The sequence below is a fragment of the Hymenobacter duratus genome, assembly GCF_014698995.1.
GTDB lineage: Bacteria > Bacteroidota > Bacteroidia > Cytophagales > Hymenobacteraceae > Hymenobacter > Hymenobacter duratus.
The window spans coordinates 264247-289117 of record NZ_JACWZZ010000002.1; the positions used below are offsets into that span (position 1 = coordinate 264247).

Here is a 24871-nt window from a genome sequence, read left to right on the forward strand (position 1 = left end):
GAAGAGATGAGGTGACAGGCAGCAAGCAGATGACGAGAATTCCTCATCACTTTTTGCCTCATCACTTCATCACGCTTTGCCAGCCACTTCCCGCACGGCGGCCACAATGTTGGGGTAGGCGCCGCAGCGGCAGAGGTTGCCGCTCATCCACTCGCGGGTCTGGTCGTCGGAGCTGGCGTGCCCTTCTTTCACGCAGGCCACGCCGCTCATAATCTGGCCCGGCGTGCAGTAGCCGCACTGGAAACCATCGTGCTTGAGGAAGGCCTCCTGCATCGGATGCAGCGCTTCGCCTTGGGCCAGGCCCTCGATGGTGGTGATTTCTTTGCCTTGGTTCATCACGGCCAGCGTGAGGCAGCTGTTGATGCGCCGGCCATCCACGTGGACGGTGCAGGCACCACACTGGCCATGGTCGCAGCCTTTTTTGGTGCCGGTTAGGTCCAGGTACTCGCGCAAAGCATCCAGCAGCGTCACGCGGGGCTCGGCCTGGATGGTGCGCACGGTGCCGTTGATTTTCAGCTGGAGCGACGTGACGCCCTCCACGGTTTTGGAGTAGGCAGTCAGCCGCTCGGCCTGCGCTACCAGCGGTGGGGCCAGAGCCAGGCCCAGCAGGCCGCCGGCCTGTTTCATGAACGAACGGCGCGTGCCGTCCTCAGGATGCGGCGGTGTGCCCTCCGGCGTGCCGGAAGAAGAAACTGTTGACATACAAGAAAAGCAGATAGATGAAAAGCCTGCACCACGTACCGAACCCTACTCCAAACAACCATTCGCAGCCGGCCAGGTTGGCCCAGGCGGAACATAAAATATTGGCATAGCGGCAAACGGCAGCACCTGGGCCACTTTTACGGCCCAGGCCTGGTATAGTTGAGCCCGGACACACCTGTTCTGCGGCAGAGCTGAGCCAGCACGACCAGTCCCGCAGCCCCGCCCGAGCCTACCTAATGGTGATGCGCCGCTTCCGACTCTTCCATAGAAGAACCCTCGGCCTGCGTGGCAAACCAGCGCAGAATATCATCGGCGTCGTAGGGGTTGCCCTGCACCAGGTAGTGCACAGCGGCCTGCTTCCAGTTGGCCAGACTTTCGGGCTGGTGACGGCGGTTCTGTACCCGGTCGGGGTGGTTGGAAAGCCACTGCTCCACCAGAGCCAGGGCTTCTTTTTCGGTATACGCTTCCATAGCAGACCTACCTTGAAGTGAACATGAGCCGGCCAGACAGCCAGCTTCCCTTCCGTGCTATAGGTTAATATACGTTTTTTGCTACTTATTCCCGAACCCTTGTCGGAAGCCCGGCAGCTGTTGCGGATTACGAAAACAGCAAATTTGTAGTAGGCATGCCGTGTATTGAACTCGGCTGCCTATTTTTGAGGTACAGGGATATAGCCACGCTGCTACCTTAGGAGCTGCTTTCAGCTACGTTCGCCTTTCGCGGGGCGTCTGCCTACTTCACCTACCTGCACCATGAAAAGCTTCCAGCGAATCGAGCAAACCGCCTTGCAGCTGTTTGCAGAACGGGGCTACGACCATACATCTACGGCGCTGATTGCCAAGGAGGCCGGTGTTTCGGAGCCCCTGATTTTTAAATATTTCCAGAGCAAGGACAAGCTCTTCGAATCCATCATCAAGGATGGCTACAAGCGCATTGTGGAAGCCAACCGGGGCATGCTCACCGAAGCCGACGCCAGCGCGCTGGTCCTGAAAGTCATCGACCTGCCCTATAAGCTGGTCCGGGAAGAGCGCGCCTTCTGGACGCTGCAGGACAAGGCCTTCGACAAAGAGGTGGTGCAGAAACACTTCCAGAAGTTTATGCTGCCGGTCTATTCACTGCTCAACAAGGCATTTGTGGATATGGGCTATGCCCAGCCCGACCTGGCCACCTACCACCTCACACTGCTGGTACAGGCCCTGTGGCGGCAGCTGCTGCACGAGCAGGACGACGAGATGCTGAACCGCCTGAACGCCTACCTCAAGCGCATGTACACCAACCCAGCCATGACCGAGCTGCACCAGTAGCCTGGCTGCACTTATTGCCTGGCAACAAAAAGGCCGCTCCTGCTTCAGAGCGGCCTTTTTGTTGCCGGACGCAACGTATCCGGGTAAGTCTGCCTTCAGGTCCAGCGACTCAGAAACTGCAGAAAAGCTTCCTTGTACTGGTCGCTCACAGCAATGGTGGCCGGGCCAATCTGCACCGTCAGGCGCCGCACCGACTCAATCTTGTCGAGGGCCACAATAAACGAGCGGTGAATGCGCATGAAGCGCCGGGCAGGCAGCTTCTCCTCAATGGCTTTTAGGCTCATCAGCGACAATAGTGGCCGTGGGGCGCTGTGCAGATGCACTTTCACGTAGTCCTTCAGGCCCTCCACGTACAGAATGTCGCTCAGGGCCACTTTCACCAGCTGGTACTCTACTTTCAGAAACAGGAACTCCTCCTCAACAGCGGCGGCCGGAGCTGGTACCGGCGCCGCTACGGTTTGGCCTCGCTCGGCATAGGCACGGGCTTTGGTGGCGGCCCGCAAAAACTCTTCGTAGTTGAAGGGCTTCACTAGATAATCCAGCGCATCCACGCGGTAGCCGTCCAGCGCATACTGGTTGAAGGCCGTGGTGAAGATGATGCGAGGCCCGGTGCCCGGCTGCCCCCGGTCCAGGGTGCGCGCCAGCTCCAGGCCATTGAGGTCGGGCATCTGAATATCCAGGAAAATCAGGTCTACCCCGCCCGCGTGTTCGTGGAGGCCTTGCAGCGCCTCTACACCGCTGCTATAGCGCCCTACCAGGTTCAGAAAAGGGGTTTTTTCGATAAATGAGCAGGCCAGCCCCAGGGCCAGCGGCTCATCATCAACGGCTATACAGTTCAGAACGGTCATGCGAAGGGAGCTACGTGCAGGGTAAGATGCACCAGGAATTCCGGGTCGGGAGCCGCAGGGTCGGTGACAAGCAGCGTGTAGCGGCCGGGATACAGCAAATCGAGGCGGCGGCGGGTATTTGCCAGCCCAATGCCGTTGCTTTCTTCGAGGCTGGCTACGGGTGTGGCAAAGCGCGAGTTCCGGACATCCAGCTCCAGCACCTCACTGGCCGGCTGCCGCACCGCTATATGAATATGGCTTGCCTCTGTGGCGCTGACGCCATGCTTAAAGGCGTTTTCCACGAAAGGCAGCAGCACCATAGGCGCCACCGGCACTTCCATCACGGGCTCCGGCAGCTCCAACACCACATCTACCTTGTTGGTGAGGCGCAGGCGCATGAGCGTCACATAGTCCTGCAGAAACGCAATTTCCTTGCTCAGCGGCGTGGTGCCAGCCGTGGTGTCATAGAGCACATAGCGCATCATGCGCGAGAGGGTATGCAGCGCCACGCGGGCAGCATCACCATCCAGCAAAGTCAGCGCGTAGATGTTGTTGAGGGTATTGAAGAAAAAGTGCGGATTGATCTGAGCTTTCAGAAAAGACAGCTCGGAGCTTACCTGTTGCTGCTCCAGCTCCTGCCGCTGCCGGGCATCGTGCTGCCACTTCTGCACCGCCGTAATGCTCGTGCTAATCCCCAGCACCAGCAGCGTCATCAGCATACTTATGGCATCGAAGCGGCGGCGCGGGCTGCCGCCGGGGCCGCCGAAACCGCCGGGCCGCTGCCCCCCCTGCCCCTGGTGTAGCGCCTGTTCCATCAGGGCCGGCAGGTTCAGCCACGATTCAATGGCCTGGGTAAGCAGCGTAACCGCTACGGCCGTACCGAGCAGAACTGCCACAAACCATCCGGCGTGCCCGCGAAACAGCAGCCGCGGGACGCTCACGCGGGCCGTGAAATAGAACGCGGCCACCCACATGGCAAACACCAGCGCCTGCTTCATCCAGAACTGAGGCGGCAGCACCACGCGCCCCGCAAACGGCTGAAACAGCAGCAGCGTTAGGCCGAACACGCCCCACAGCAGCACGTGAATCAGGGGCGTGAGCACACGCCGAAACGAAAATGAAACCATCAGGAGCAAGTGGTAAAAGAGCAAGTACAAACCTACCCTATACCGCCGCCCCAAACCAGCCCGTCCGACTGCCAGGCAGAATATATCGACCGGTCCGGAGCTTTCATCGGCCAGCTGGTGGGCGCCTGCCGGAAGTCAGGAATCCGGGGTGGTCGGTGTGCTTTGGTGCCGGCCGTTTCAGCCGCAGGCTTGTACTACCGCTGGCCGCGAAGCGGGGGGCGCTATGCAGTTGGATTATCATCCGGCAGATGCTGCAGCAGGTCGGAGAAACTGCCGGCGCGCCCCCCCTGGAAAATGGGCAGATGGAAGGCGTCGAGCTTTTGCAGCAGGTACAGGAGTTGAATCCGCTCGGCGCGGGTCAGGTCGCCGGCAATCAGCTGGGAGGCCTGGCCCATCGGCCCGAAAACCTGCCCCAGTACCTCGCCGCCCGCTTCCGTGATGGTCAGGAGCTTGCTGCGCCGGTCGGTAGCATGTGGCTGCTCGGCTACCAGCCCACGGGCCAGCAGCCGCTTAATAACTTCCGTACCAGTGGCTTTTTCGTGGATGTTGCGCGCAATCAGCTCAGTCTTCGAAATCGGCTGATGGCCCATCACGGTGGCCAGATAGGCAAAATCGTCGGGGGTGAGCAGTGGCGTGCCCGCCAACCCCAGCCGGATATACGAGCGGGCGTAGCGGGTAAGAAAGATGAGCAGCTTGCCAATCTCCGCTTCCGGCGGCATAGACGGCACCGTGGCCGTCGCCGCTGGTCCGCGTGGCTCCGGCGGCGCCGCAGTTCGGCCGTAGAGCCAGGCAGCAAAGCCAGCCAGATCAGGCGCAGAACTGCCTGCACCTACCCGGCTCAATTCCTCAAACTGCTCTAGCTGCTCCAGAAGCTGCTTCAATAAGGTATACGCCATGAAAAGCAAAGAAAATAAGACGCCTAAAGGAAGGATGAAAAAATACTTCTAAATCCTTAAACATACTAAAACATCTCATGTTCGTACGATACCCAACTAAATTCACGGTTATGCTGTTTCGCTACCTCCTTGCGTTTCTTCTTCTGATTGTGGCCTCCGGGCCAGCGCACGCCCAAAGCACCGGTGTGCTCAGCGGTACCGTGCGCGACCGGACCACGCAGCAACAGCTGCCCGGCGTGACGGTGGCGCTGGAAGGCACCAGCCTGGGCACTGCCACCGACGAGCAGGGTCGCTTCCGCCTCACCGGCATCCCGACGGGCAGCTACAACGTGCGCGTGTCATTCATTGGGTATGAGCCGCTGCTGCGGGCCAACGTGAGCATCACTTCCGGCAACGCCAACATCGTGAGCCTGGAGCTGGTACCGTCGGCGCAGGCGCTGGGCGAAGTGCAGGTGACGGCCAGCCGCGCCATTCGGGCGGCTACGCCCGAAACGCCGCTGAGCGTGCAGCGCCTGAACGTGGAGGAAATCAAGAGCAACCCCGGTGGCAACTTCGATATTTCCCGGGTGGTGCAGGTGCTGCCCGGCGTGGGCGGCGGCGGTACCAGCGGCACGGCCGGCTTCCGCAACGACATCATCATCCGGGGCGGCGCCCCCAACGAAAACGTGTACTACCTCGACGGCATTGAGGTGCCGGTCATCAACCACTTCCAGACCCAGGGCAGCGCCGGCGGGCCCACGGGCATGCTGAACGTGAGCTTTATTGAGGACGTGACGCTGAGTTCCTCGGCCTTTGAGGCGCGCTACGACAACACGCTGAGCAGCGTGCTGCAGTTCCGGCAGCGCGACGGCAACCCCGACCGGGTGCAGGGCAACGTGCGCCTGAGCGGCACCGAGGTGGCTGGCACGCTGGAAGGCCCGCTGGCCAAAAACACCACGTTTCTGGCCTCGGTGCGGCGTTCCTACCTGCAGCTGCTGTTCAAGGCCATCGACCTGCCCATCCGGCCCGACTACTGGGACGCGCAGTTCAAAGTCACTACCAAACTCTCGCCCAAAACCACCCTCACGGCCCTGGGCCTGGGCGCGCTGGACCACTTCGAGGTAGCCGTGCCCAGAAAGTCGTCGTTGGAGAAAGAATACATTCTGCGCAGCCAGCCCATCGTGGACCAGTGGAACTACACAGTGGGCGTGTCGCTGCGGCAGCTGCTGGAGCGCGGCTACCTGAACGTGGCGCTGAGCCGCACGCAGCTCGATAATCAAGTGAACCGGTTTGAAGGCGGCGCCGAATTCAGCAACGACGAAAGCCGCCGCAACCTGCTCACCCGCTCGGGCGAGACGGAAAACAAGCTGCGCGTGGATGTAAACCGGTCGGCGGGCAAGTGGCAGTACGCCTACGGGGCGGTGGGCCAGTGGATTACGTTTGATAGCCGCTACTTCAACCGTCTGCGCCGCGAGGTGCTCAATCCCGACGGCTCGGTGCAGCAGTCGGCAGTAGATGTGCGCTTTCAGTCCGACCTGAGCTTTGCACGCTTCGGGGCGTTTGCGCAGGTCACGCGTCCTTTCCTGCCCGACGACCGGCTCACCCTCTCGGCCGGTGTGCGCGCCGATGGCAACTCCTTCACCGAGGACGGCGCCAACCTGCTGCGCACCATCTCGCCCCGCGTGTCGGCTTCGTACGCGCTGGCCTCGCGCTGGAACCTGAACGCCAGCATCGGGCGCTACTACAAAATTCCGCCTTCCACCCTGCTCGGCTTCCGCGACGCCGGCGGCCAGTTCGTCAACAAACGCAACCGCTACATCGGGAGCACGCACTACGTAGCAGGGCTGGAATTTCTGCCCGCACCCAGCACGCGTTTCACCCTGGAAGGCTTCTGGAAGCAGTACAGCCACTACCCGGTGAGCGTGCGCGACGGTATTTCGCTGGCCAATCTGGGCGGCGACTTCGCGGCCCTGGGCAATGAGGACGTGACGAGCACCGGCAAGGGCCGGACCTTCGGCGGCGAGTTTTTCTTTCAGCAGAAGCTCACCAACAACTGGTTTGCGGTGGCTTCCTACACCTTGTTCAGCAGCGAGTTTACCGGCACCGACGGCGTGTACAAGCCCTCGGCCTGGGACACGCGCCACTTGGCGTCGGCATTGCTGGGGCGCAAGTTCAGCCGTGGCTGGGAAGCGGGCGTGAAGTACCGCTTTGCAGGTGGCGCGCCCTACACGCCCTTTGATCTGGCAACTTCGCAGCAGAACTACCTCACCATCGGGCAGGGTGTGCCTGACTACGCCCGCCTGAACACCGAGCGGCTGGGCAGCTACCAGCAGTTCGACTTGCGCGTTGATAAGAAGTACAACCTGCGTCGCGTCACCATCGACCTATTCATCGACCTGCAGAATGCCTTCCTGATCAAGAATCCTGCGGTACCGAACTATACCTTCCAGCGCACCCCCGACAACTCGGCGTTCGTCACCACCGACGGCCAGCCCATCCTCGCCAACGGCTCCAACGCGGTACCTGTGCTGCTCGCCGAGGACGACGCCACCGTGCTGCCTACCATCGGCTTCATTGTGGAGTTTTAGATTGAAGCGGGCCGGCGTTGTACTGCCGGCCCACGTGTTTACCTTGCCGCAAACGTCTCCCCTTCCCCGCTATGAAACCTGATTCCGTTGCCACGCCCTCCTCTTCGCTGGTTGAACGCTTAGCCCAGCAGCTGGGCGCTTCGGCTACTGCCCAGACTATTTATAGCACACCCGTAGAGCGGGACGGCGTCACGGTGATTCCGGTGGCGCGGGCCGTGTATGGCTTTGGCGGCGGCGGCGGTGCCAAAGCGGCCGAAGCAGAAGGCTCCGGCGGCGGCGCAGGCATGGCACTTACGCCCATCGGCTACATCGAGCTGACCGAAGGCCGCTCCCGGTTCCGGCCTATCCGGGGCTCGGTGGTGCCGCTGGTAGCCGTCAGCGGGCTGGTGGCCGTGCTGCTGCTGCGCAGCGTGCCCAGGCTGCTGCGCCGCAACCGGTAGCCGCCGCCAGCCGCTGGCTTTTGTGCAACTTGCAGCCTGGCAGTCCAGCGACCCACCATCCCTCTGGCCGCTGCTCGTTCTGCTATGCCTTCATCCCGCCCCCCTTCTTCGGCCGAATTCAGCACGCTGGAAGCAGAAAACCGCGCGCTACGCGAGGAAATTGCCCGACTGAAAGCGCAGCCAGCCGCCGAACTGGCGCAAAAGCAGGAACGCTTCCGGACCGTGTTTGAGAACTCGCCGCTGGGCCAGAAAATTATTACCCCCGATCTGGTTATCAGGCAAGCCAACCAGGCCTTGGCCACCATGTTAGGCTTCGAGAGAGGCCAGGACCTAGTGGGCCGCCGCATCCTGGAGTTTGCCCACCCCGACCATGCCCCGGACTGGCAAAAGCTGCAGGAGCGCCTGTGGGCCCACAAAGAGCCCAGCTTCACCCTCGAAACCTGCTTGGTTCGCCAGAACGGTTCCTCGTTTTGGTGCCGTATCACGTCGGTGCTGTTTCCGGATGATGGCGCGGAACTGGGCTACACAACCCTGGAAGATATTGCGGAGCGCAAAGACCTGGAGGTAGCGCATAAGCGCCTCTACGATGCGCAGGAAACCATTCTGCACCTGGCCGCCCACGACCTGCAAAGCCCCATCAACAACCTGCAGATGCTGATTGAGCTGCTGCGGCTGGAGCCGGCGGTGCAGGCCGCTCCCGAGAGCAGCCGACAACCGCTGCAGGAGCTGCTCACGATGATGGACCGCTCCTGCCAGGATGCCAATGTCCTGCTGAAAGACGTGCTCTATCTGGGCCAGATGGAGTCTTCGCGGCTGGAAAAGCACCGCACCGACCTGGGGGCCTACCTGGATGAGCGCCTGATTCTGTTTCGGGTGGCGGCGCAGGAAAAGGGCGTCGAGCTGGTGCTGGACCTGCCTTCCGAGCCTATTCACGCCAACATCCACGCCGATAAGTTCGGCCGCATCCTCGACAATCTGCTCACCAACTCCTTTAAGTTTACGCCCGCCGGCGGCACAATTCATGTGCGGCTGCAGCGGCACGAAGGACACGTACGCCTGACGGTGCAGGATACGGGCTTGGGTATTTCGGAGAATCTGCAGCCCCACGTCTTCGACAAATTCACGGCAGCCTCGCGCCCCGGCCTCTACGGCGATACGACTACGGGCCTTGGCCTGTTTATCACCAAGCAAATTGTGGAGCTGCACGAGGGAAAAATCTGGCTGGAAAGCCAGGAGCACCAGGGCACCACGTTCTTTATCGACCTGAGCTAGCGCCTGCCTGCACGCGCCTGCAGTTGTTGTTCAAAGCCCAGGAAACCACGTAAAAGGGCATTTTCGGAAGCTGTTCGTATACTTTCCTGCCCATATAAACGGTATGTTTGCAGGCGGCCATGCCCCGGCCTGGCACTGTATAGCGCAGGCCGGGCAGCCAGGGTACCAACGGCTTCTGTTTCTTCCCGCTTATGGCATTAATCCGACTTGTGCAGCCGCTGGTGCGGCCTTTTTCCGAGTTTTTCCGGCGTGAGGCGGCCAGTGGTATCGTGCTGCTGCTGAGCAGCGTACTGGCATTGGTGCTTGCCAACCTAGACTGGGGCCCGGCGCGCTACTTTCCGGCTATCTGGGAAAGCCCGCTACGTCTGGCCATCAACGAGTTTGTGCTGGAAAAAAGCCTGCTGCACTGGATAAACGATGGCCTGATGACGGTTTTCTTCCTCATCGTGGGCCTGGAAATCAAGCGCGAAGTGCTGGAAGGCGAACTGGCTTCCGTGCAGCAGGCAGCCCTGCCCATTGCCGGGGCCCTGGGGGGCATGCTGATGCCGGCGCTGCTGTTCACGCTCTTCAACCGGGGTACGGCTACCGCCAGCGGCTGGGGCATTCCGATGGCCACCGACATTGCCTTTGCCCTGGCCGTGCTGCAGCTGCTGGGGCCACGGGTGCCGCTGGCGCTAAAGGTGTTCCTTACAGCTCTGGCCATCGTCGATGATTTGGGGGCGGTGCTCGTTATTGCCATTTTCTACACCCAGGATCTGCGGCTTGACTACCTGTTTATGGCCCTGGGCATCTGGGCTATGCTGGGCATGCTCAATATCATGGGAGCACGCAGCCTGTTTCTGTATCTGCCGCTGGGCGCAGTGCTGTGGTACTTCATGCTCAAGTCGGGGGTGCATGCCACGCTGGCCGGCGTGATGCTGGCCGTGACCATTCCCTCGCGCATCGGACACAGCCGCGGGGCACTGCTGCGCTTGCTGGAAGGCCGGCTCGCCTTCATTCAGGAAGAGGCGCATGCCGGCAACACCGACCCGCGTACCATTAGTGAGGAACTGGAAGCCCTGTCGGAAGCCGTCAGTTCGCCGGCCCAACGGCTGGAGCAGCGCCTGCACAGTGTGGTTTCGTTCGGCATCATTCCACTGTTTGCCTTCGCCAATACCAGCCTGGTGATAGAGCCGGCGGTATTTCAGCAGCTTTTTTCGCCGCTGGGCCTGGGCATTATCACAGGCCTGTTGGTAGGCAAGCCACTGGGTATCTGCCTGCTGGCCTGGCTGGCTACCCGGCTGGGCTGGGCCACACTGCCCGCGGGCATCACCTGGCGGCATCTGTGGAGCGTAGGCGTGGTGGCGGGCATCGGGTTTACCATGTCTATTTTCATAACGCTGCTCGCCCTGGGCGAAAAATCGGAGGGCGAGGTAGTTGCCAAAACGGCTATTCTGGTAGCATCGCTGCTGGCCGGTGGCATTGGCTATGTGCTGCTGCGTACGGCACCGCCCGTTGTGCCGGCCGCCTCCGTACTGCCGGAACAGGCAGCATAGGCATCGGTCCGGAAACCACCCGCGCCGCCGCACAGGTCGGCGGCATTGTTGCACGTATTTGGCAATATATAATTTATAAACTATATTATATAATTAAAACATTATTCACTAACTTATCAGCACTCCGCCTTCTGCGGTAGGGCCGCCTGCGGACTGCCCTGCTAACGGGCCTGAGGTGGGTCCTGCCTGCGGAGGCATTCCTACGGGATGGGCAGGGTCCTTGATCCTTCACCCTTACCTTCTATGCCGCATGAAAGCTTTTTTTCTCCTGATCCTGTGCCAGTTGCTCAGCGTTGTGGCAGCCGCCCAACCCGACGACTGGACCTTTGCCTGCGCTTTCGGTGCCCCTACTGAGGTGGCTGACGTAGCCACCGACGAGGATGGCAACTATTACATAACCGGCCGCTTCAGTGGCAGCCTGCAGCTGGGCAACACCCGGCTAACCAGCGCCGGCCCCAGCCTGTACATTGCCAAGTACCGGCCCGGCGGCCAGCTCCTGCGGGTCACGCAGCTCTCGGCCACTACCGATGTGCAGCCGCGTGGCATTGCCGTCGATGACGACGGCAACTGCTACGTTACGGGCAGCTTCCGGGGGACGCTACGGGCCGTGTGCAGCCCGTGGGCGCCAATTGCCCTGACTGCCGCCGGCACTTCCGACGTGTTTGTGCTCCGGTGCGGCCCGCTGGGCATCGTCCGTTGGATCCGGCAGGCGACCGGCAGCTCCCTAGGCAGCGGAAGCATCTGCTACGGCGAGGGAGTGGCCCTGGATGCCGCCGGCAACTGCTACCTGACGGGCCAGGTGAGCGGAATAGAGGTGCTGTTCGGCTCGGTGCGCGTCGCAAACACTACTCTCAACTCCGCCTTCCTGGCCAGCTACTCGGCGCAGGGTGCGCTACGCTGGGCCCGGATCTGGCGCAACACGGGCCTGTCCAGCATCAGCCGGGGCGGCGGCATTGCGCTGGCAAGCGGCAACACCGGCTACCTAAGCGGCATTTTCAACGGCGTTTGGACCCTCGACAACGTCACGATGTCGGCTATGCCCGGCGGCCTGTTTCTGGCGCAGTTTGACAGCCGCCAGGGCCGGCTGGCGTGGTCAATTTCGCCAGCGGCCCTTACCAGTGGGAGCGGGCGGGCCGTAGCTACCGACCGCCGGGGCCGGGTGTACCTGGGTGGTGGCTTCTTCGGCTCGTTCGGATCTTCCGGTCCGGCCAGCCAAGGCTCTTCCGATGCCTTTGTGGCCCGCTACACCGCGCAGGGCACCCTGGAGCAAGTGGTGCCGCTGGGCGGCGGCGGCGCCGATGCCATCAACGACATAGCCACCGAACCAAATTCGGGCAAAGTCTTCGCGACGGGCAGCATCACCTCGGCGCAGGCCCCCAGAGAGCAGGCATTTCTGGCCCGGATTCAGCCCAACGGCCGGGTGCAGGCGCTGGAAAAAGTAACTGGTCCCGGCTCCGGCATCGGCCTCTGCCTGGCTATTGATGAGCGTGAAAACATCTACACCACCGGCGCTTTCACCGGCAACTGCCGCTTCGGGTCATTCGTGCTGAACGGGGGTGCCAGCCAGCAGGGCTACTTTGCCCGCTACGGCCGCGCTTTCTGCCCGGTTCCCCCCGCCCCGGCAGACGCCCCTACGCTCGCCCTTGACGTCTTCCCGAATCCTGCCAATCACCAGCTGACACTCCACCTGCCGGCCGGGCAAGCTGGGGTGCGGGCCACGCTCTACGATGCCCGGGGCCAGGTAGTGGCGGAGCACACAGCCGCCCCCGGCCAAGCGCCGGCGGACCTGCAGTTCGGCACGGCCACCCTCCCCGAGGGGCAGTATACGCTCAGGATAGCGCAGGAGCAGCAGCAGGTACGCACCCGCCAGATCAGCATTCGTCATTAGCCAAGTGCCCGCAGGCTGCTTTCGGCTGTGGCTGGAAACGCAGAGCGTTCTTTTTTTGGAGCGGCGTGTTGCGCGCGAGCCTGTTTTCCAGCTGCCCCACTAAGCCGGACATGAAAAATAAAACCCCGTTTCTGGTTCAGAAACGGGGTTTTGTGCAGAGAGGATGGGATTCGAACCCACGATGAGCTTTAGACCCATACACACTTTCCAGGCGTGCTCCTTCAACCACTCGGACACCTCTCTGGGTGCTGGGAAGTGGCGCAAAATAACACCCTATTTTCGGGATACGCAAGCCCCGGCCCCAACATCGGCTCAGACAATGGTGATTTCGCCGCGCAAATCGTGGGTGAGCAGGTGGCGGGTTTCGGTGGCAGAGCGCTCCAGGCCCAGCACAAACATGAGCTTGGTGATGGCCGCTTCGCGCGTGATGTCGGCGCCGCCAAGTACGCCGAGGTCGGTGAGGTAGGCGCTGGTTTCATAGCGCCCCTGCATCACGCGGCCTTCTTCACACTGGCTTACGTTCAGGAGCTGGACGCCCCGGTCGGCTGCTTCGCGCAGGCACCCGAGAAACCACGGCGCCGTGGGCGCGTTGCCAGAACCGTAGGTTTCGATGATGGCGCCGCGCAGGTCGGCGGCCTCCAGCTGGGCGCGCACCATGCGCTCCGTGATACCAGGGAAGAGCGGCAGAATCGTCACCCGGTCATCAAGGCGCTGGTGGGCGTGCAGATGAGCGGCGGGCAGCAGCCGGATCTGCTTGTCGTTGAAATCCAGCTCGATACCGGCACGCGCCAGTGGCGGGTAGTTTTCGGACCGGAAGGCATTGTACTGCTGGCTTTCCACTTTCTTGGCCCGGTTGCCCCGAATCAGCACGTCGTTGAAGAACAGACACACCTCCGGCACGCGCACGGTGCCGGCCACCGGGTGACGGGCCGCCGCTATTTCGAGGGCCGTAATGAGGTTGCGGCGCGCATCGGTTCGGATGCGGCCCACGGGTACCTGCGCGCCCGTAAACACCACCGCCTTGCCCAGATTCTCCAGCAGAAAGCTTAGCGCCGCCGCCGAATAAGCCATGGTATCGGTGCCGTGCAGCACCACGAAGCCGTCGTAGCGGGCGTAGTTTTCCTCGATGAGGGCCGCAATACGCAGCCAGTCCTCGATGGTGATGTTGCTAGAGTCAATCGGCTGACTGAGGCTCTGTACTTCCACCTGCATGTTCAGCTGGCGCAACTCGGGCATCTTCTTGCGGATCTGCTCGAAGTTCATCGGGACCAGCTCGCCGCGCTTGTTGTAGGCCATACCGACGGTACCACCGGTATAGATGACGAGGACGGTGGCTTCGGGGAGGTTGTCGGGGTTAGTAGGCAAGGGCGGCGAGGATTGGATGGGGGCGGCAAGTTAGCAAGGCTGAGCGAGGCCAGTACGCAAACCCGTCATGCTGAGCTTGCGAAGGACCTTATCACGCCAGAACGGCCACAGTTGCTATATCTCGCTCTATGGTACTAAGGTCCTTCGCTCTGCTTAGAATGACGGACTGGGCCACTTACAGGCTGAACAGCTTCTGCGCATTTTGGGTGGTGGCTTCCACTACTTCCTCCACGTCTTTACCCAGCAATTCGGCTACGCGGCGGGCAATGAAGGGCAGGTAGGCGGGCTCGTTGCGCTTGCCACGGTACGGCACAGGAGCCAGATACGGGCAGTCCGTTTCGAGCATCAGATGCTCAAGCGCAAGGCCGGGCAGTACCTTATCGAGGCCACCGTTTTTGAAGGTTGCCACGCCCCCAATGCCGAGCATAAACCCAAGCCGGATGGCCTCTTCGGCTTCGGCGCGGGTGCCGGAAAAGCAGTGGTACACGCCGCGCAGGGTGCCGTCCTGGCCGGCTTCTACCAGCTCGGTGGTTTCGCGAAAGGCGTCGCGGGTGTGCAACACGAGGGGCAGCTGGTGCTTTTTGGCGAGGCCAATCTGCACGCGCAACGCCTCCTGCTGCCAGCCCAGGGTAGTCTTGTCCCAGTACAGGTCAATGCCGCACTCCCCTACCGCCGCAAAGGGCCGCTTGCTGAGCCAGTCTTCCACCTCGTACAACTCCTTTTCAAAGTTTTTGGTGACGTGGCACGGGTGCAGGCCCATCATGGCGTGGCACTGCTGCGGGAAGTGGGCCTCCGTTTCGAGCATCACATCGATGCTTTCGTGGTCGATGTTGGGCATGACAATGGTGCGCACACCGGCCTCATAAGCGCGGTTGAGCATGTCGTCGCGGTCCGTCTTAAACTGCTCGGAATAGACGTGGGCGTGGGAGTCAGTGAGGTGCATATCTAGTTGTCGGTTATGAGTCACTTATACCGTCTCCCCTTCCAGTCGAAGGAAAGCGGCAGCAGGCGAAAAATGGCAAGAGCAGCGGTGAGGGCAGGCGTGTACAGCTCGAACAAAGGCAACAGTCCCAAAGACACGCGGCGGCCGGCGCGGCGGAAGCAAAGGGCTGCCAGCACACCCTGCAACAGCATTTTAGCCAACAACACGGCAGCAGCCGATAGTGGGCCGGCTAACCACCACAGTGCCAGCAGCGCCGGGTAGAAACCGGCATAGTAGAGCAACCCGCCCTGCAGCCACCACGGCAGCGCCTCTACACCACGGGTCCAGCGGCGGCGCTGATGGAGTAAGGCACCCACCGTAGGCATCGGCAACGACTCAGCCAGCACTTCGGGCCGAAACAGGATGCGGTAGCCGAAGCCATGGCGCAGCGTGGCCCGGAACAGCTCAAAATCTTCGGTGACGGAGAATGGCAGCGCCTCGTAGCCGCCAGTGGCCTGGTAGGCGGCGCGGGTCACGAGCATGTTGTTGCCCATGGCCGTAACGGGCCGGCCCAGATCAGAAACTACCTGCACGAGCCCGAGCGAAATCAGCCAGTCGAGCCCCTGGAGCCGGTCGAAGAGGCGCGGGCCCTGCACCAGCGTGAGTCCCGTGACGGTTCCAATGCCAGGCTGGGCGTGCGCCAGCAGCGCCTGGACCCAGGTGCGAGGCACGGCAATATCGGCGTCGGTGATGAGGAAATAGTCAGTAGTAGCGGCGCGGGTAAGGTGGGCCAGCACGTTGGCTTTGCCGCGGGCAGTACCGAGGTTTTCCCGAATGGCCAGGATATGGAAAGCACCTTCAAAACCATTCATAGCTTGGGTAGCAACAGCAGCGGTAGCATCGGTGGAAGCGTCGTCGCCGAGCAGCACTTCGAGCAAATGCGCCGGGTACTCCAGCTGCTGTATGGCGTGCAGGCAACGGGTAATGGCCGCTTCTTCGTTGCGGGCGGCAATGAGGATGCTCACGCGAGGCAGCGGCTGGGGCAACGGGCCGGGCTGACTGCCCCGCCGCAAAGCAAATAGCAGCGTGGAAACGGCCAGAATCAGGAACCAGCCGGCGAGAAAAAGCGTGAGGAACAGCAAGCTGAGGTGGTGAGGTGATAAGGTGGCAAAGTTACTGTCATCCTGAGCTTGCGAAGGACCTTGTCATGCCAGAACAAGTCATTCGGCAGTAGCTCAAACGTAGCAAGGTCCTGTGCGCTGCTCAGGATGATAGATAGTGTATCTGCCGGCTTCACTTCACAGCACCTCAAACGAGTATCCTTGTTCAGCGCAGGCCTCCAGATAGCGGGGCAGCACAGCACGCAGATTCTGGCGGGCCTTTTGACTGTCGTGGAACACTACGATGGAGCCGGGGCGGGTGTGCGCCAGAGCAGCGCGCAGGCAGGTCTGGGGCGGATAGGTGGCGTCGTAGTCGTAGGTCAGCACGTCCCACATGATGAGGCGGTAGCCGGGATGCAGTGCGGCGGCCTGGGCGCGGGTGAGGCGGCCATAGGGCGGACGCAACAGCGGATGGGCCTCGGGCTGGGGCAGCAGCGCATCAAGGGTCTGTTGGCAGCGCTGCACGTCGGCCAGATACTGTGGCAGCGGGGTGCGCCAGCCACTCACATGATGGAACGTATGGTTGGCGAGGCGGTGGCCGGCTGCGAGTACCTGCCGGGCAATATCCGGGTGTTTATCCAGGTTGTCGCCGACACAGAAGAAGGTAGCGCGGGCACCGTATTGGGCCAGCTGCTCCAGCACGAAGGGCGTTTCGTCAGGAATAGGACCGTCGTCGAAGGTGAGGTAGAGCGGCTTCTCCCCTGCCCGCACCGGCCCGCGCCACTCGGTGTGCGGCAGCCAGCGCTGCATGATTTCGGGGAGGCGGTGAAGACGCATAAGACGGAGCAGAATGGAGCGCTAAAGTACGGCAGGCGGCGCGGAAGGGCTACGACAGGCAGTGAAAACAGCGTCAGCGCATTATGCCGGATGCTATTTTCTGGCTACACTTTCGATGGACTCCCACAACACCTCGGCGCTTTGCTCCCACGAAAAGCGCCGGACATTCACCAGACCTTGTTCGATGAGCTGCTGCCGCAATTCCGGCTCCTGATGCAGCCGGACCAGCGCGTCGGCAATGGCGGCGGAACTGTACGGATCGGCGAGCAGGGCTGCGCCGCCGGCTACTTCGGGCATGGAGCTGCAGTTGGAGGTGAGCACCGGCGAGGCGCAGGCCTGAGCCTCAATAATGGGAATGCCGAAGCCTTCGAAAAACGGCACGTAGGCCGTGGCTAAGGCGGCGGCATACAGCTGCACCAGCTCATCGTCCGTAACGCGGCCGGTCAGGTGCACGTCGTGGCGGAACTGCATCTGCTGGTACACGTCGAACATCGGGCCGGCCTGCCAGGCGGTACGCCCCACAATAAGCAGCTTGGTGGGCGCGCCGGTGCGCTGCTTGAACTCGTCGAAGGCGCGGAGCAGGTTGGGCAGGTTCTTACGCGGCTGCAGCGCCCCCACGAATAGGAAGTACGGCTTACCGGCTGCGTACCGCTCACGCGTAGCCTGTTGCTGAGCGTCCGGCAGAGGCCGGAAATGCTTGTCGGCAGCGTTATAAGCAATGCTGATGCGGGCGGCAGGAATACCATAGGTCTGCACCAGATCCTGCCGCGTAGCCTCCGACACCGCCACCAGCCGCTGAGTGGCGCGGGCAAAGCGCGGTGTAAAAAACCGGTAGTAGCGCTGCACCAGCCCGCCGGTATGCTCCCGGAAATGCTCGAAGGCAAGATCGTGGAAAACCGTGACGCGCGGTACACTGGTAGCCAGCGTGGTGTAGCCATCGGGGCTGAGGAACACGGCCGGTTTGTGCTGGCGCAACCATAGCGCTACGGCGCCTTCAAACCAGGCCAGCCACAGCAGTGGGTGCCGGGCCGGCGGAGCCAGCACGTGCGGCATCACATTCGGGCCAAACAGGTAGCGGGCATCGTAGGCGCGGTCGAAGAGAAAATGAAACGTGTGCTCTGGATTGGCCGCCACGAGGCGCTTCAGGGTTTCGTAGGTGAAGCGCCCGATGCCTTCGAGCTGGTCGCCGGGAAGCAGAAAGCGGACGTTGACGGCTATGTGCAAAGAGTCAGGAGTGAGAGGTGAAGGCGTGGCAAAGGTACTGGCCGCTCATTTCTGTTCTTCTCTACCCCTCTTTTCCAGTAGCAGGCGCAGCTCGGACAGGCGCAGGATGCCGGTAAGAAACAGGATAACGACGAAAGCCAGACCCGCCAGAACCGACTCGGGCAGCCAGTGCAGCCGCAAGCCGGTTTGCATCCCGAACCACACGGCGCAGAGCAGCCCGAAAGCCAGGCCCAGCCGCGCCAGCCAGTTCCAGGGCACCGCAATGCCAGTCCGGCGCTGCACCAGCCACAAATACCCCACCGACACAAATACGGCGCAGACCAGCGTATTGATGGCCCCGGCCACCGCCCCCAGTTTCGGGAGCAGCACTAGGTTCAGGCCCACATTCAGAGCAATACTGGCCGCTACCAGCCAGCTGACGGGCCGCTCGTGGTTGGTGCTGGTGAGCAGGGTGCTGTAGATGGCAAAAAAGGCGTGCACCAGTACGCTGACAAACAGAATCTTGAGGCAGAGCGCCATGCGGCTCACTTCCAGCGGGGTGCTGTGCCCGAACTGCCAGAACAGAATTTCGCCCCGAAACAGCACAAAGGCGCAGATCAGCAGCATGGGCACCGTCACGACGCGCTGCCCGAACCAAAGCAGGTCGCGCTGCTCGGCGGGGCGGGCGGTGGCATGGGCAAACTTGGCAAAAAACAGCGGCAGCACCGTCCAGAGGTACATCATCATGGTGTCGCACCAACGGTAGGCGGCGGCGTAGTAGCTGGCTTCCTGCGCCGATACCAGCCGCTCCAGCATGAGCATATCAATCCGCTCATTCAGGCCATACACCAGCGTAATGAAAGCCAGTGGCAAGCTGGCTTTGAGCACCGTGCGGGCATGGTCCCAGCGCAGCCGAAACTTCACCCGGCCATACAGGCGCGTCACGAGGCCGTAGAGCACGATAAAGGTGAAGCCAATGGCCACCGACCGGGCACCTACATAATTGTTGAGCGTGATGCCGATAGGGACCAGGGCCAGCACCAGCCCCAGCAGCAGAAACTTCTCCAGCACCGACAGCAACGCATCGGTATTGAAGCGCTGGTGGGCCTGCAGCACGCCCCGCAGAAATAGCGTGTACTGGGCCAGCAGCAGCCCGCCGCCTGTGAGGGCCAGCAGCGTGAGCGTGTGCCCGCGGTAGCCCAGCAACCACCCGATGCCCACCGTAGCCACCAGAAACAGCGCCGAAAGCCCGCCTTTCAGCGGCAGCAGCGTGGGGAAATACTCGGTCAGAAACTCTGGAGTGGCGGCCACGCGCTTGGTGGTGAGCTGCGTGGTGCCCAGATCCGACACCGACGCCACGATGGTGGCCAGCGTGAACAGGGCCGTGAACGTGCCAAACGCTTCGTGTCCCAGCCGGTCCTGCACCAGATTCTCGACCACCACCCAGCCTGGCTTTACCAGCAGGTTGAGCAGCACCACGAAGCTAATATTTCCGAAAAAGCGTTTGATACGGTTGTCAGCTAAAGGATTGGGCGGGCCAAATTACACGGATAGAATGAGGAATGAAGCATAAGCAGGCCGGAAGACCTACCAGACAAATGCCTAACCCGGCCCAATTGCGCATTCTTTGTTCTTCATTCCCTAATCTTGCCCGATTGCAGTAGCTTTGCTCCACTGCGCTGCATCCGGTAGGCCGGCTGCAACCCGTTTGGTAGTCTTTTCTGTCCCGTATGTCATCCCGCTCCTATTCGCTGCTGGGCCTGTGGCCTGTTATCAATCGTTGGAAATATCTGGTAATAGGGGCCTTGGCGCTGGCGCTGGTCGTAAGCGCAGTGGTAGCGCTGCTGATGCCCAATATCTATAAGTCGACCACGGTTTTCTACCCCACCGACCCCCAAACCACGGACCCTGACCGGATTGTGACCGAGGGTGGCAAGCTGGAACTGGGCGGCCGCACCGAAGACCTGGACCGGGTTATTACCATTGGTCAGTCGCAGCCGGTAGCCGAGGGCATTATCCGGCGGTTTCGCCTGCATGAGCACTACAAAGTGGGCAAGGCCGGCGATGATGCAGCCGATAACGCGGCACTCAACGAGTTTTCCAGCAACCTCGACATCGTGCACAACGACCGGGACGCCATCGAGCTGACTTTCCGGGACAAGGACAAAGTGCTGGCCGCGCGCATTGCCAATGCCATGGTGCAAAGCATCGACTCCGTGAACCAGCAGCTTACGTTTGCCAACCGGGGCAAGGTACTGGAGTTGTATGCGCAGCGCCGCAACTTCCTCCAGCGTGAATACCAGAGCACTTCCGACAGCCTGCTGGCAGGCCGCCGCCGCTACGGTATCTACGGACTGGCCCTGGAATCCCGGTATCTGGCCAAGGAAATCATTGAAACGGAAAGCGCCCTGCGCCGCGCCGAGGGCGAAGGCAACAGCAGCAAGGCAGCCGGGCTGCGCCGCGCCCTGCGCGCCCTCACCAAAACGGAAGGCGGCAATATCTTCAACCTGGAAAGCTACACCACCGGCATCGACCGGATGAATACACTCTACGCCCGCTTCGCCGACCTGCAGAACCGTCTCATCAAGGCCCGCAGCGACTACGAAACGGCCCGCTTGGGTATCAGCGGCAAGATTTCCAACATTTATGTAGTCCAGGAAGCTTACCCCGCTACCCGCAAGGCGGCACCGGTGCGCTGGTTCATCGTCATGTCGTCGGTGCTGATTACGTTCGCGCTGTCGGTCATCTTCATCACGCTGCTGGAGCTATACCGGGGCAACCTGAGCATGGGTAAGCCTGCAGCTCGCTAACCCCTGGTTCTTCTGCGTTCTGCCATGAGCTTTCTTGCCCGCCTGCGCCCCCAGAACCCCGACCAGCGCTTGTTTGTGGCGTTTGTGGGCCTGCTGCTGGTAAGTGGCATGGCGGCCCTCCTACTGCGGACGCAGTTGTGGCTGGCGCTGCCGGTGGCCGTGCTAGGCGCGGTGGTGCTACTGGTAGACTGGCGCTGGGTGTACTATCTGCTGCTGGGCATGCTGGCCTTTTCGATTGAGATGCCGCTGCCCGGCGGGCTGAGCATGGACGTGCCCTCGGAGCCACTGATGCTGGTGCTGCTAGGCTGCTTTGGGGTGAGTGTGCTGCTGGGCAACAGCGGCGTTTCGGCGCGCGTCTGGCGCCATCCGCTGGTGATATTTATCGGGCTGGCACTGCTGTGGTCAGTGGTGTCCACGGCATTTTCGGTAAGCACGCTCAAATCGGTGAAGTATCTGCTGGCCAAAACCTGGTACATCGTGCCCTTTGTATTCGTGACGTTGGCCGTAGTGCGCAAGCCCTCCGATGTGTGGCGAATGATGGCCTTTTTCGCGGCTGGAGTCAGTGTTACGGTGCTATACACCATGGCACGGCATGGCGGCAAAGGCTTCGGGTTCAACTCCATCAACTGGGCCATTCAGCCTTTCTACCATAACCACGTGCTGTACGCCGCCACGGCTGCGCTGCTCGTGCCTTTTGCCTTGTACGCCGCCCGCGACGCCTCCTCGAAAGCGGCCCGGTGGCTGTGGTATCTGGTGCTGTTTATTGCCGTGAGCGGCGTAATGCTTTCCTACACCCGCGCCTCGGTGCTTTCCCTGGTGGTGGCGGCGCTCTACTACGGTATTGTGCGGCTGCGGCTCACGCGCCTCACGCTGATGGCCGCCAGCCTCGCCGCCCTGGTTACAACCGCCTATTTCGTGCGCGAAAACACCTACATGCTCTACGCGCCGGAGTTCGAGAAAACGGTATTCAACAAAGGCAACTTCGAGAAGCACCTGGAAGCTACCTACAAGCTGCAGGATGTGTCGGGTATGGAACGGGTGTACCGCTGGGTAGCCGCCGCCCACATGATAGCCGACAAGCCGCTGGTTGGCAGCGGCCCCGCCACCTTCTACCCGGAATACAAGCGCTACACGGTAAGGAGTTTCCGCACCTACGTGAGCGACAACGTAGAGAAATCCACGACCCACAACTACTTCCTGCTGCAGCTGGCCGAGCAAGGTGTGCCGGGCTTTTTGCTGTTTGTGGCACTGATTTTTACGGCGCTGCTGCTCGTGGAGCGGCTTTACCACAACGCCCGCACCGCCAGCCACCGGCGCATTGCCATTGCGGCCGGCCTCTCGCTGGTCATTACCATATTCCACTTGCTTCTCAACGAGTTGGTTGAGGTAGATAAGATTGGCTCCATCTACTACGTTTCGCTGGCCCTGCTCATTCGGGTGCAGCTCTGGCAGCAGGATGCGGCTAATACGGAACAGGAGGCCGCGGCACCTCCGCTTCTACCCTAACAACTCTGCTGCAGCACCGGCCGAAAATCATCGTGCGGTCTATTCTTCATCAATCAGCGGAAGCCTTACTTAAAGCGGCAGCTGAGGATAGTAACGTCGTCAGCAAACTGGTTGTCGTTGATATTGAAGCTGCGGATGGCAGTCAGCAGTTCTTCGTGCAGGCGCTTGAGGGGCAGGTAACGGTTTTGGTCCAGAATGCGCAGGATGCCTTCCTCGCCAAATTCTTCCTGCTCCGAATCGAAGACTTCCGTCAGGCCATCGGTGTAGTTGAGCAGAAGTGCGCGGCCTTCAATGTGCACTTCCCCTACTTTCAGTAGCGGTAATTCATCCATGACGCCCAGCATGATGCTGCCTTCTTTGAGGCGCCTCACCTCGCCCGAATCGAACACGAGCAGCGGGTCGTTGTGGCCGGCATTCACGTACTGCAGGCGTCGCGTGGCCTTGTCGTAGATGCCAAAAAACACGGTAATGAACTTGTCACCACCGGAGTTACGGAAAATCAGGTTATTGAGCTCCTGCGCAATAGTGGCCAGGTCTACCTGCTGGCGTAGCAGCGTGCGCAAGCCGGCCTGGAAGTTCGACATCAGCAGCGAGGCCGCCACGCCTTTACCCGACACGTCGGCCACGCAAAACAGGAAGCGGTTGGCATCAATATCTACCACATCGTAGTAGTCGCCGCCCACGGCGGTGTGAGGTACGTAGGACGCGGCCACGGCCACGTGCGCATCATTAGGCAGTTTGCGCGGAAACAGCATGGCCTGCACCTCCTGCGCAATTTCGATTTCCTTGCGCATGGCCGCAGCGGCGACACGCTGGCGGCCTAGGCGCCGGTTTTCGATGGCACCAAGCAGGATATTACTCAGGGTTTCCAGAAACTTCGCCGCTTCGCCGCTGGCGTAGTCATCGTGCATATTGCCGATGAACACGTAGGCCATTACCTCGTCGTTGCGGACCACCGGAATCACCGTTTCAAGCAGTTTCCACTCGGGCCCCAGTGGCAGTTCCGTCACGGCGCACGCCGGCCCCATGCAGGTCCGCACCACGGCTTCCGGCAGGTCGATTCGGCGGAAATCAGGCAGGTTGGCCCCGAAGGAAACCACGCATTGCCACTCCCCTTCCTCTTTCACATACAGCACCAGCCGCCGGATATTGAGCTGGCCGAGCAACGTAAAATGGAAGATTTTGTACAGCGCCCCTTCGCCGTGGTCCTGGTTGATGGCCTGCGTAATTTCCAGCAGTGCCCCTAGCTCCCGGTCCTTGAGGAAGAGTCGTTTTTCAGGAGTGAGTGCGGAATGGGGCATAATCGAGTTGGAAGAACGGTGTAAAAGACGGGCTGAGCAGTATGTGTTAATGAGTAGCTAATCTGGCAAATTAGGCGCTCAGCTACCCAGTGGCGTTTTGGGGTCGTAGGCGTCGCGCAGGCCATTGCCGAGCAGGTTGAAGCTAAGCACCAGCAGGCTGATAGCCAAGCCTGGCAGCAGCGTGAGCCACAGGCCGGCTTCGGTACCCAGCAGTTGAAACCCTTCATTCACCATCAGGCCCCACGAGGGCGAGGGTGGCTGCACGCCCAGGCCCAGGAAGCTCAACCCGGCTTCGAGCAGAATAGCCGCCGCGAAGTTACTGGTTGCAATGACGATGAGCGGACCGGTCATGTTGGGCAGCAGATGCCGGATGATGAGGCGGCTTTGCGGCAAACCCAGCACGCGGCCGGCTTCCACAAAGGTTTTCTCGCGCAGGCTCAACATCTGGCCGCGCACCACCCGGGCCACATCTACCCACATGGTGAGGCCCACAGCTACAAACGACGTCCAGACGCCTTTGCTGTCGAGGGCCAGGGAAATGGCAATAACCAGCATGATGCCCGGAATGCTCCACACCACGGTCATCACGCCCAGCAGCAGACTATCGACCCAGCCGCCCACGTAGCCGGCCACGGCCCCGATAGCCATGCCCAGCACCACCGAAATCAGTACAGCTACCAGCCCGATGCCCAGGCTCACGCGGGTGCCCAGCAACAGCCGGCTTAGCTCGTCCCGCCCCGATTTGTCGGTACCCAGCCAGTACGTGCGCTTCGTGATGCGCTCCTGCTCGACTATGGGGCGCAACTCGGCCGCCGGCCCGCTTTGGCCCGCTACCTGCGCCAGCGAATAGCGCCGGGGCGCATCGGCCAGGGCCGAATGGTTCTTATAGGGAGCTATGAAAACGGAGTCACCCTGAATGCGGTAACCGCCAATGGGCACTTCCTGGTAGCGCGGCGCACGGCCGTAGAGCCAGGTGTGGAAGATGTTGTCGGAAGCGGCACGGGCCGAATCCGGCATGGGCATACGCAATACCGTGGCCTGAAAGCCGGGTGCTTCCTTCTGCAACTGTACAAGGCTGTTGTTGGCGTTGGGCGAGTTGTCGGGCAGTACCCAGTAGCCCAGCACCCCAATCAAAGCACACAGCACAATAAACCCCAGCCCGGCCATGGCAGGTCGGTTCTGGAGCAGGCGCTGGCGCACGTAGTAGCCCGGCGGCCGGGCGGCCGGCGCGCTGGCTACGGGAGCAGCAGAAACAACAGGCCCGGCCAC

The 24871-nt window shown here is 61.4% G+C and carries 21 protein-coding genes and 1 tRNA gene; 8 read left to right on the forward strand and 14 right to left on the reverse strand.

Features of this window, described 5'->3' with window-relative positions:
- Positions 1-69: 69 nt before the first annotated feature.
- Positions 70-702 (reverse strand): (2Fe-2S)-binding protein, encoded by a 633-nt coding sequence (locus IC231_RS09025; protein ID WP_190784206.1) that lies wholly within the window; start codon positions 700-702, stop codon positions 70-72.
- Positions 703-935: 233 nt separating this feature from the next.
- Positions 936-1172 carry a hypothetical protein gene (locus IC231_RS09030; RefSeq protein WP_190784207.1) on the reverse strand — a complete coding sequence of 79 codons (237 nt, stop codon included), beginning with the start codon at positions 1170-1172 and terminating at the stop codon, positions 936-938.
- 282 nt (positions 1173-1454) lie between these two features.
- Here IC231_RS09030 and IC231_RS09035 point away from each other — a divergent pair, with 282 nt between their 5' ends.
- The gene (locus tag IC231_RS09035) at positions 1455-2006 is read left to right on the forward strand and encodes a TetR/AcrR family transcriptional regulator (protein WP_190784208.1); all 552 of its coding nucleotides are present in this window, start codon (positions 1455-1457) and stop codon (positions 2004-2006) included.
- A gap of 95 nt (positions 2007-2101) precedes the next feature.
- Here the strand turns inward: IC231_RS09035 and IC231_RS09040 are convergent, their stop codons facing one another.
- From IC231_RS09040 to IC231_RS09050, 3 genes are all read right to left on the reverse strand, one after another.
- On the reverse strand, positions 2102-2854 hold the full coding sequence (locus tag IC231_RS09040) for a LytR/AlgR family response regulator transcription factor (protein ID WP_190784209.1): 753 nt from the start codon (positions 2852-2854) through the stop codon (positions 2102-2104).
- Positions 2851-3960: a sensor histidine kinase gene (locus tag IC231_RS09045; RefSeq protein ID WP_190784210.1), complete on the reverse strand. Its 1110-nt coding sequence runs from the start codon at positions 3958-3960 to the stop codon at positions 2851-2853. The genes IC231_RS09040 and IC231_RS09045 overlap by 4 nt, the downstream gene beginning before the upstream one ends.
- Positions 3961-4181: 221 nt before the next feature.
- Positions 4182-4856 carry a MarR family winged helix-turn-helix transcriptional regulator gene (locus IC231_RS09050; protein WP_190784211.1) on the reverse strand — a complete coding sequence of 225 codons (675 nt, stop codon included), beginning with the start codon at positions 4854-4856 and terminating at the stop codon, positions 4182-4184.
- A 110-nt stretch (positions 4857-4966) separates the two neighbouring features.
- Between IC231_RS09050 and IC231_RS09055 the strand changes: the two genes are divergently transcribed.
- The 5 genes from IC231_RS09055 to IC231_RS09075 all read left to right on the forward strand — a co-directional run bounded on the left by IC231_RS09055 (position 4967) and on the right by IC231_RS09075 (position 12558).
- Complete coding sequence (locus tag IC231_RS09055) at positions 4967-7423, forward strand: TonB-dependent receptor (RefSeq protein WP_190784212.1); 2457 nt, start codon at positions 4967-4969, stop codon at positions 7421-7423.
- Between the two features lie 71 nt (positions 7424-7494).
- Positions 7495-7863, forward strand: coding sequence for a spore germination protein GerW family protein (locus tag IC231_RS09060; protein ID WP_190784213.1), 369 nt, complete (start codon positions 7495-7497; stop codon positions 7861-7863).
- An 84-nt stretch (positions 7864-7947) separates the two neighbouring features.
- Positions 7948-9135 carry a PAS domain-containing sensor histidine kinase gene (locus IC231_RS09065; protein WP_190784214.1) on the forward strand — a complete coding sequence of 396 codons (1188 nt, stop codon included), beginning with the start codon at positions 7948-7950 and terminating at the stop codon, positions 9133-9135.
- A 191-nt stretch (positions 9136-9326) separates the two neighbouring features.
- Positions 9327-10670, forward strand: coding sequence for a Na+/H+ antiporter NhaA (gene nhaA, locus IC231_RS09070; protein WP_190784215.1), 1344 nt, complete (start codon positions 9327-9329; stop codon positions 10668-10670).
- A 250-nt stretch (positions 10671-10920) separates the two neighbouring features.
- Positions 10921-12558, forward strand: coding sequence for an SBBP repeat-containing protein (locus tag IC231_RS09075; protein ID WP_190784216.1), 1638 nt, complete (start codon positions 10921-10923; stop codon positions 12556-12558).
- Positions 12559-12713: 155 nt separating this feature from the next.
- Here the strand turns inward: IC231_RS09075 and IC231_RS09080 are convergent.
- From IC231_RS09080 to IC231_RS20330, 7 genes are all read right to left on the reverse strand, one after another.
- A tRNA-Ser gene (locus IC231_RS09080) sits at positions 12714-12801 on the reverse strand.
- 69 nt (positions 12802-12870) lie between these two features.
- On the reverse strand, positions 12871-13923 hold the full coding sequence (locus IC231_RS09085; RefSeq protein WP_211538967.1) for an asparaginase: 1053 nt from the start codon (positions 13921-13923) through the stop codon (positions 12871-12873).
- Positions 13924-14098: 175 nt separating this feature from the next.
- The gene (locus IC231_RS09090; RefSeq protein ID WP_190784217.1) at positions 14099-14866 is read right to left on the reverse strand and encodes a TatD family hydrolase; all 768 of its coding nucleotides are present in this window, start codon (positions 14864-14866) and stop codon (positions 14099-14101) included.
- A 20-nt stretch (positions 14867-14886) separates the two neighbouring features.
- Entirely contained in the window at positions 14887-15987 is a 1101-nt protein-coding gene (locus IC231_RS09095; protein ID WP_190784218.1) for a glycosyltransferase, read from the reverse strand.
- 156 nt (positions 15988-16143) lie between these two features.
- On the reverse strand, positions 16144-16782 hold the full coding sequence (locus IC231_RS09100; protein WP_190784219.1) for a polysaccharide deacetylase family protein: 639 nt from the start codon (positions 16780-16782) through the stop codon (positions 16144-16146).
- Positions 16783-16875: 93 nt separating this feature from the next.
- Positions 16876-18006 carry a glycosyltransferase family 4 protein gene (locus IC231_RS09105; protein ID WP_190784220.1) on the reverse strand — a complete coding sequence of 377 codons (1131 nt, stop codon included), beginning with the start codon at positions 18004-18006 and terminating at the stop codon, positions 16876-16878.
- Between the two features lie 45 nt (positions 18007-18051).
- Positions 18052-19464 carry an oligosaccharide flippase family protein gene (locus IC231_RS20330; protein WP_190784221.1) on the reverse strand — a complete coding sequence of 471 codons (1413 nt, stop codon included), beginning with the start codon at positions 19462-19464 and terminating at the stop codon, positions 18052-18054.
- Between the two features lie 251 nt (positions 19465-19715).
- Between IC231_RS20330 and IC231_RS09115 the strand changes: the two genes are divergently transcribed.
- Complete coding sequence (locus IC231_RS09115) at positions 19716-20795, forward strand: GumC domain-containing protein (RefSeq protein WP_185886939.1); 1080 nt, start codon at positions 19716-19718, stop codon at positions 20793-20795.
- Between the two features lie 24 nt (positions 20796-20819).
- A complete protein-coding gene (locus IC231_RS09120; protein WP_190784222.1) occupies positions 20820-22301 on the forward strand; it encodes an O-antigen ligase family protein in 1482 nt (493 codons plus the stop codon).
- A 65-nt stretch (positions 22302-22366) separates the two neighbouring features.
- Here IC231_RS09120 and IC231_RS09125 read toward each other — a convergent pair whose 3' ends face one another.
- Positions 22367-23602, reverse strand: coding sequence for a PP2C family protein-serine/threonine phosphatase (locus IC231_RS09125; RefSeq protein WP_190784223.1), 1236 nt, complete (start codon positions 23600-23602; stop codon positions 22367-22369).
- Positions 23603-23680: 78 nt separating this feature from the next.
- The gene (locus IC231_RS09130) at positions 23681-24871 is read right to left on the reverse strand and encodes an ABC transporter permease (protein ID WP_190784224.1); all 1191 of its coding nucleotides are present in this window, start codon (positions 24869-24871) and stop codon (positions 23681-23683) included.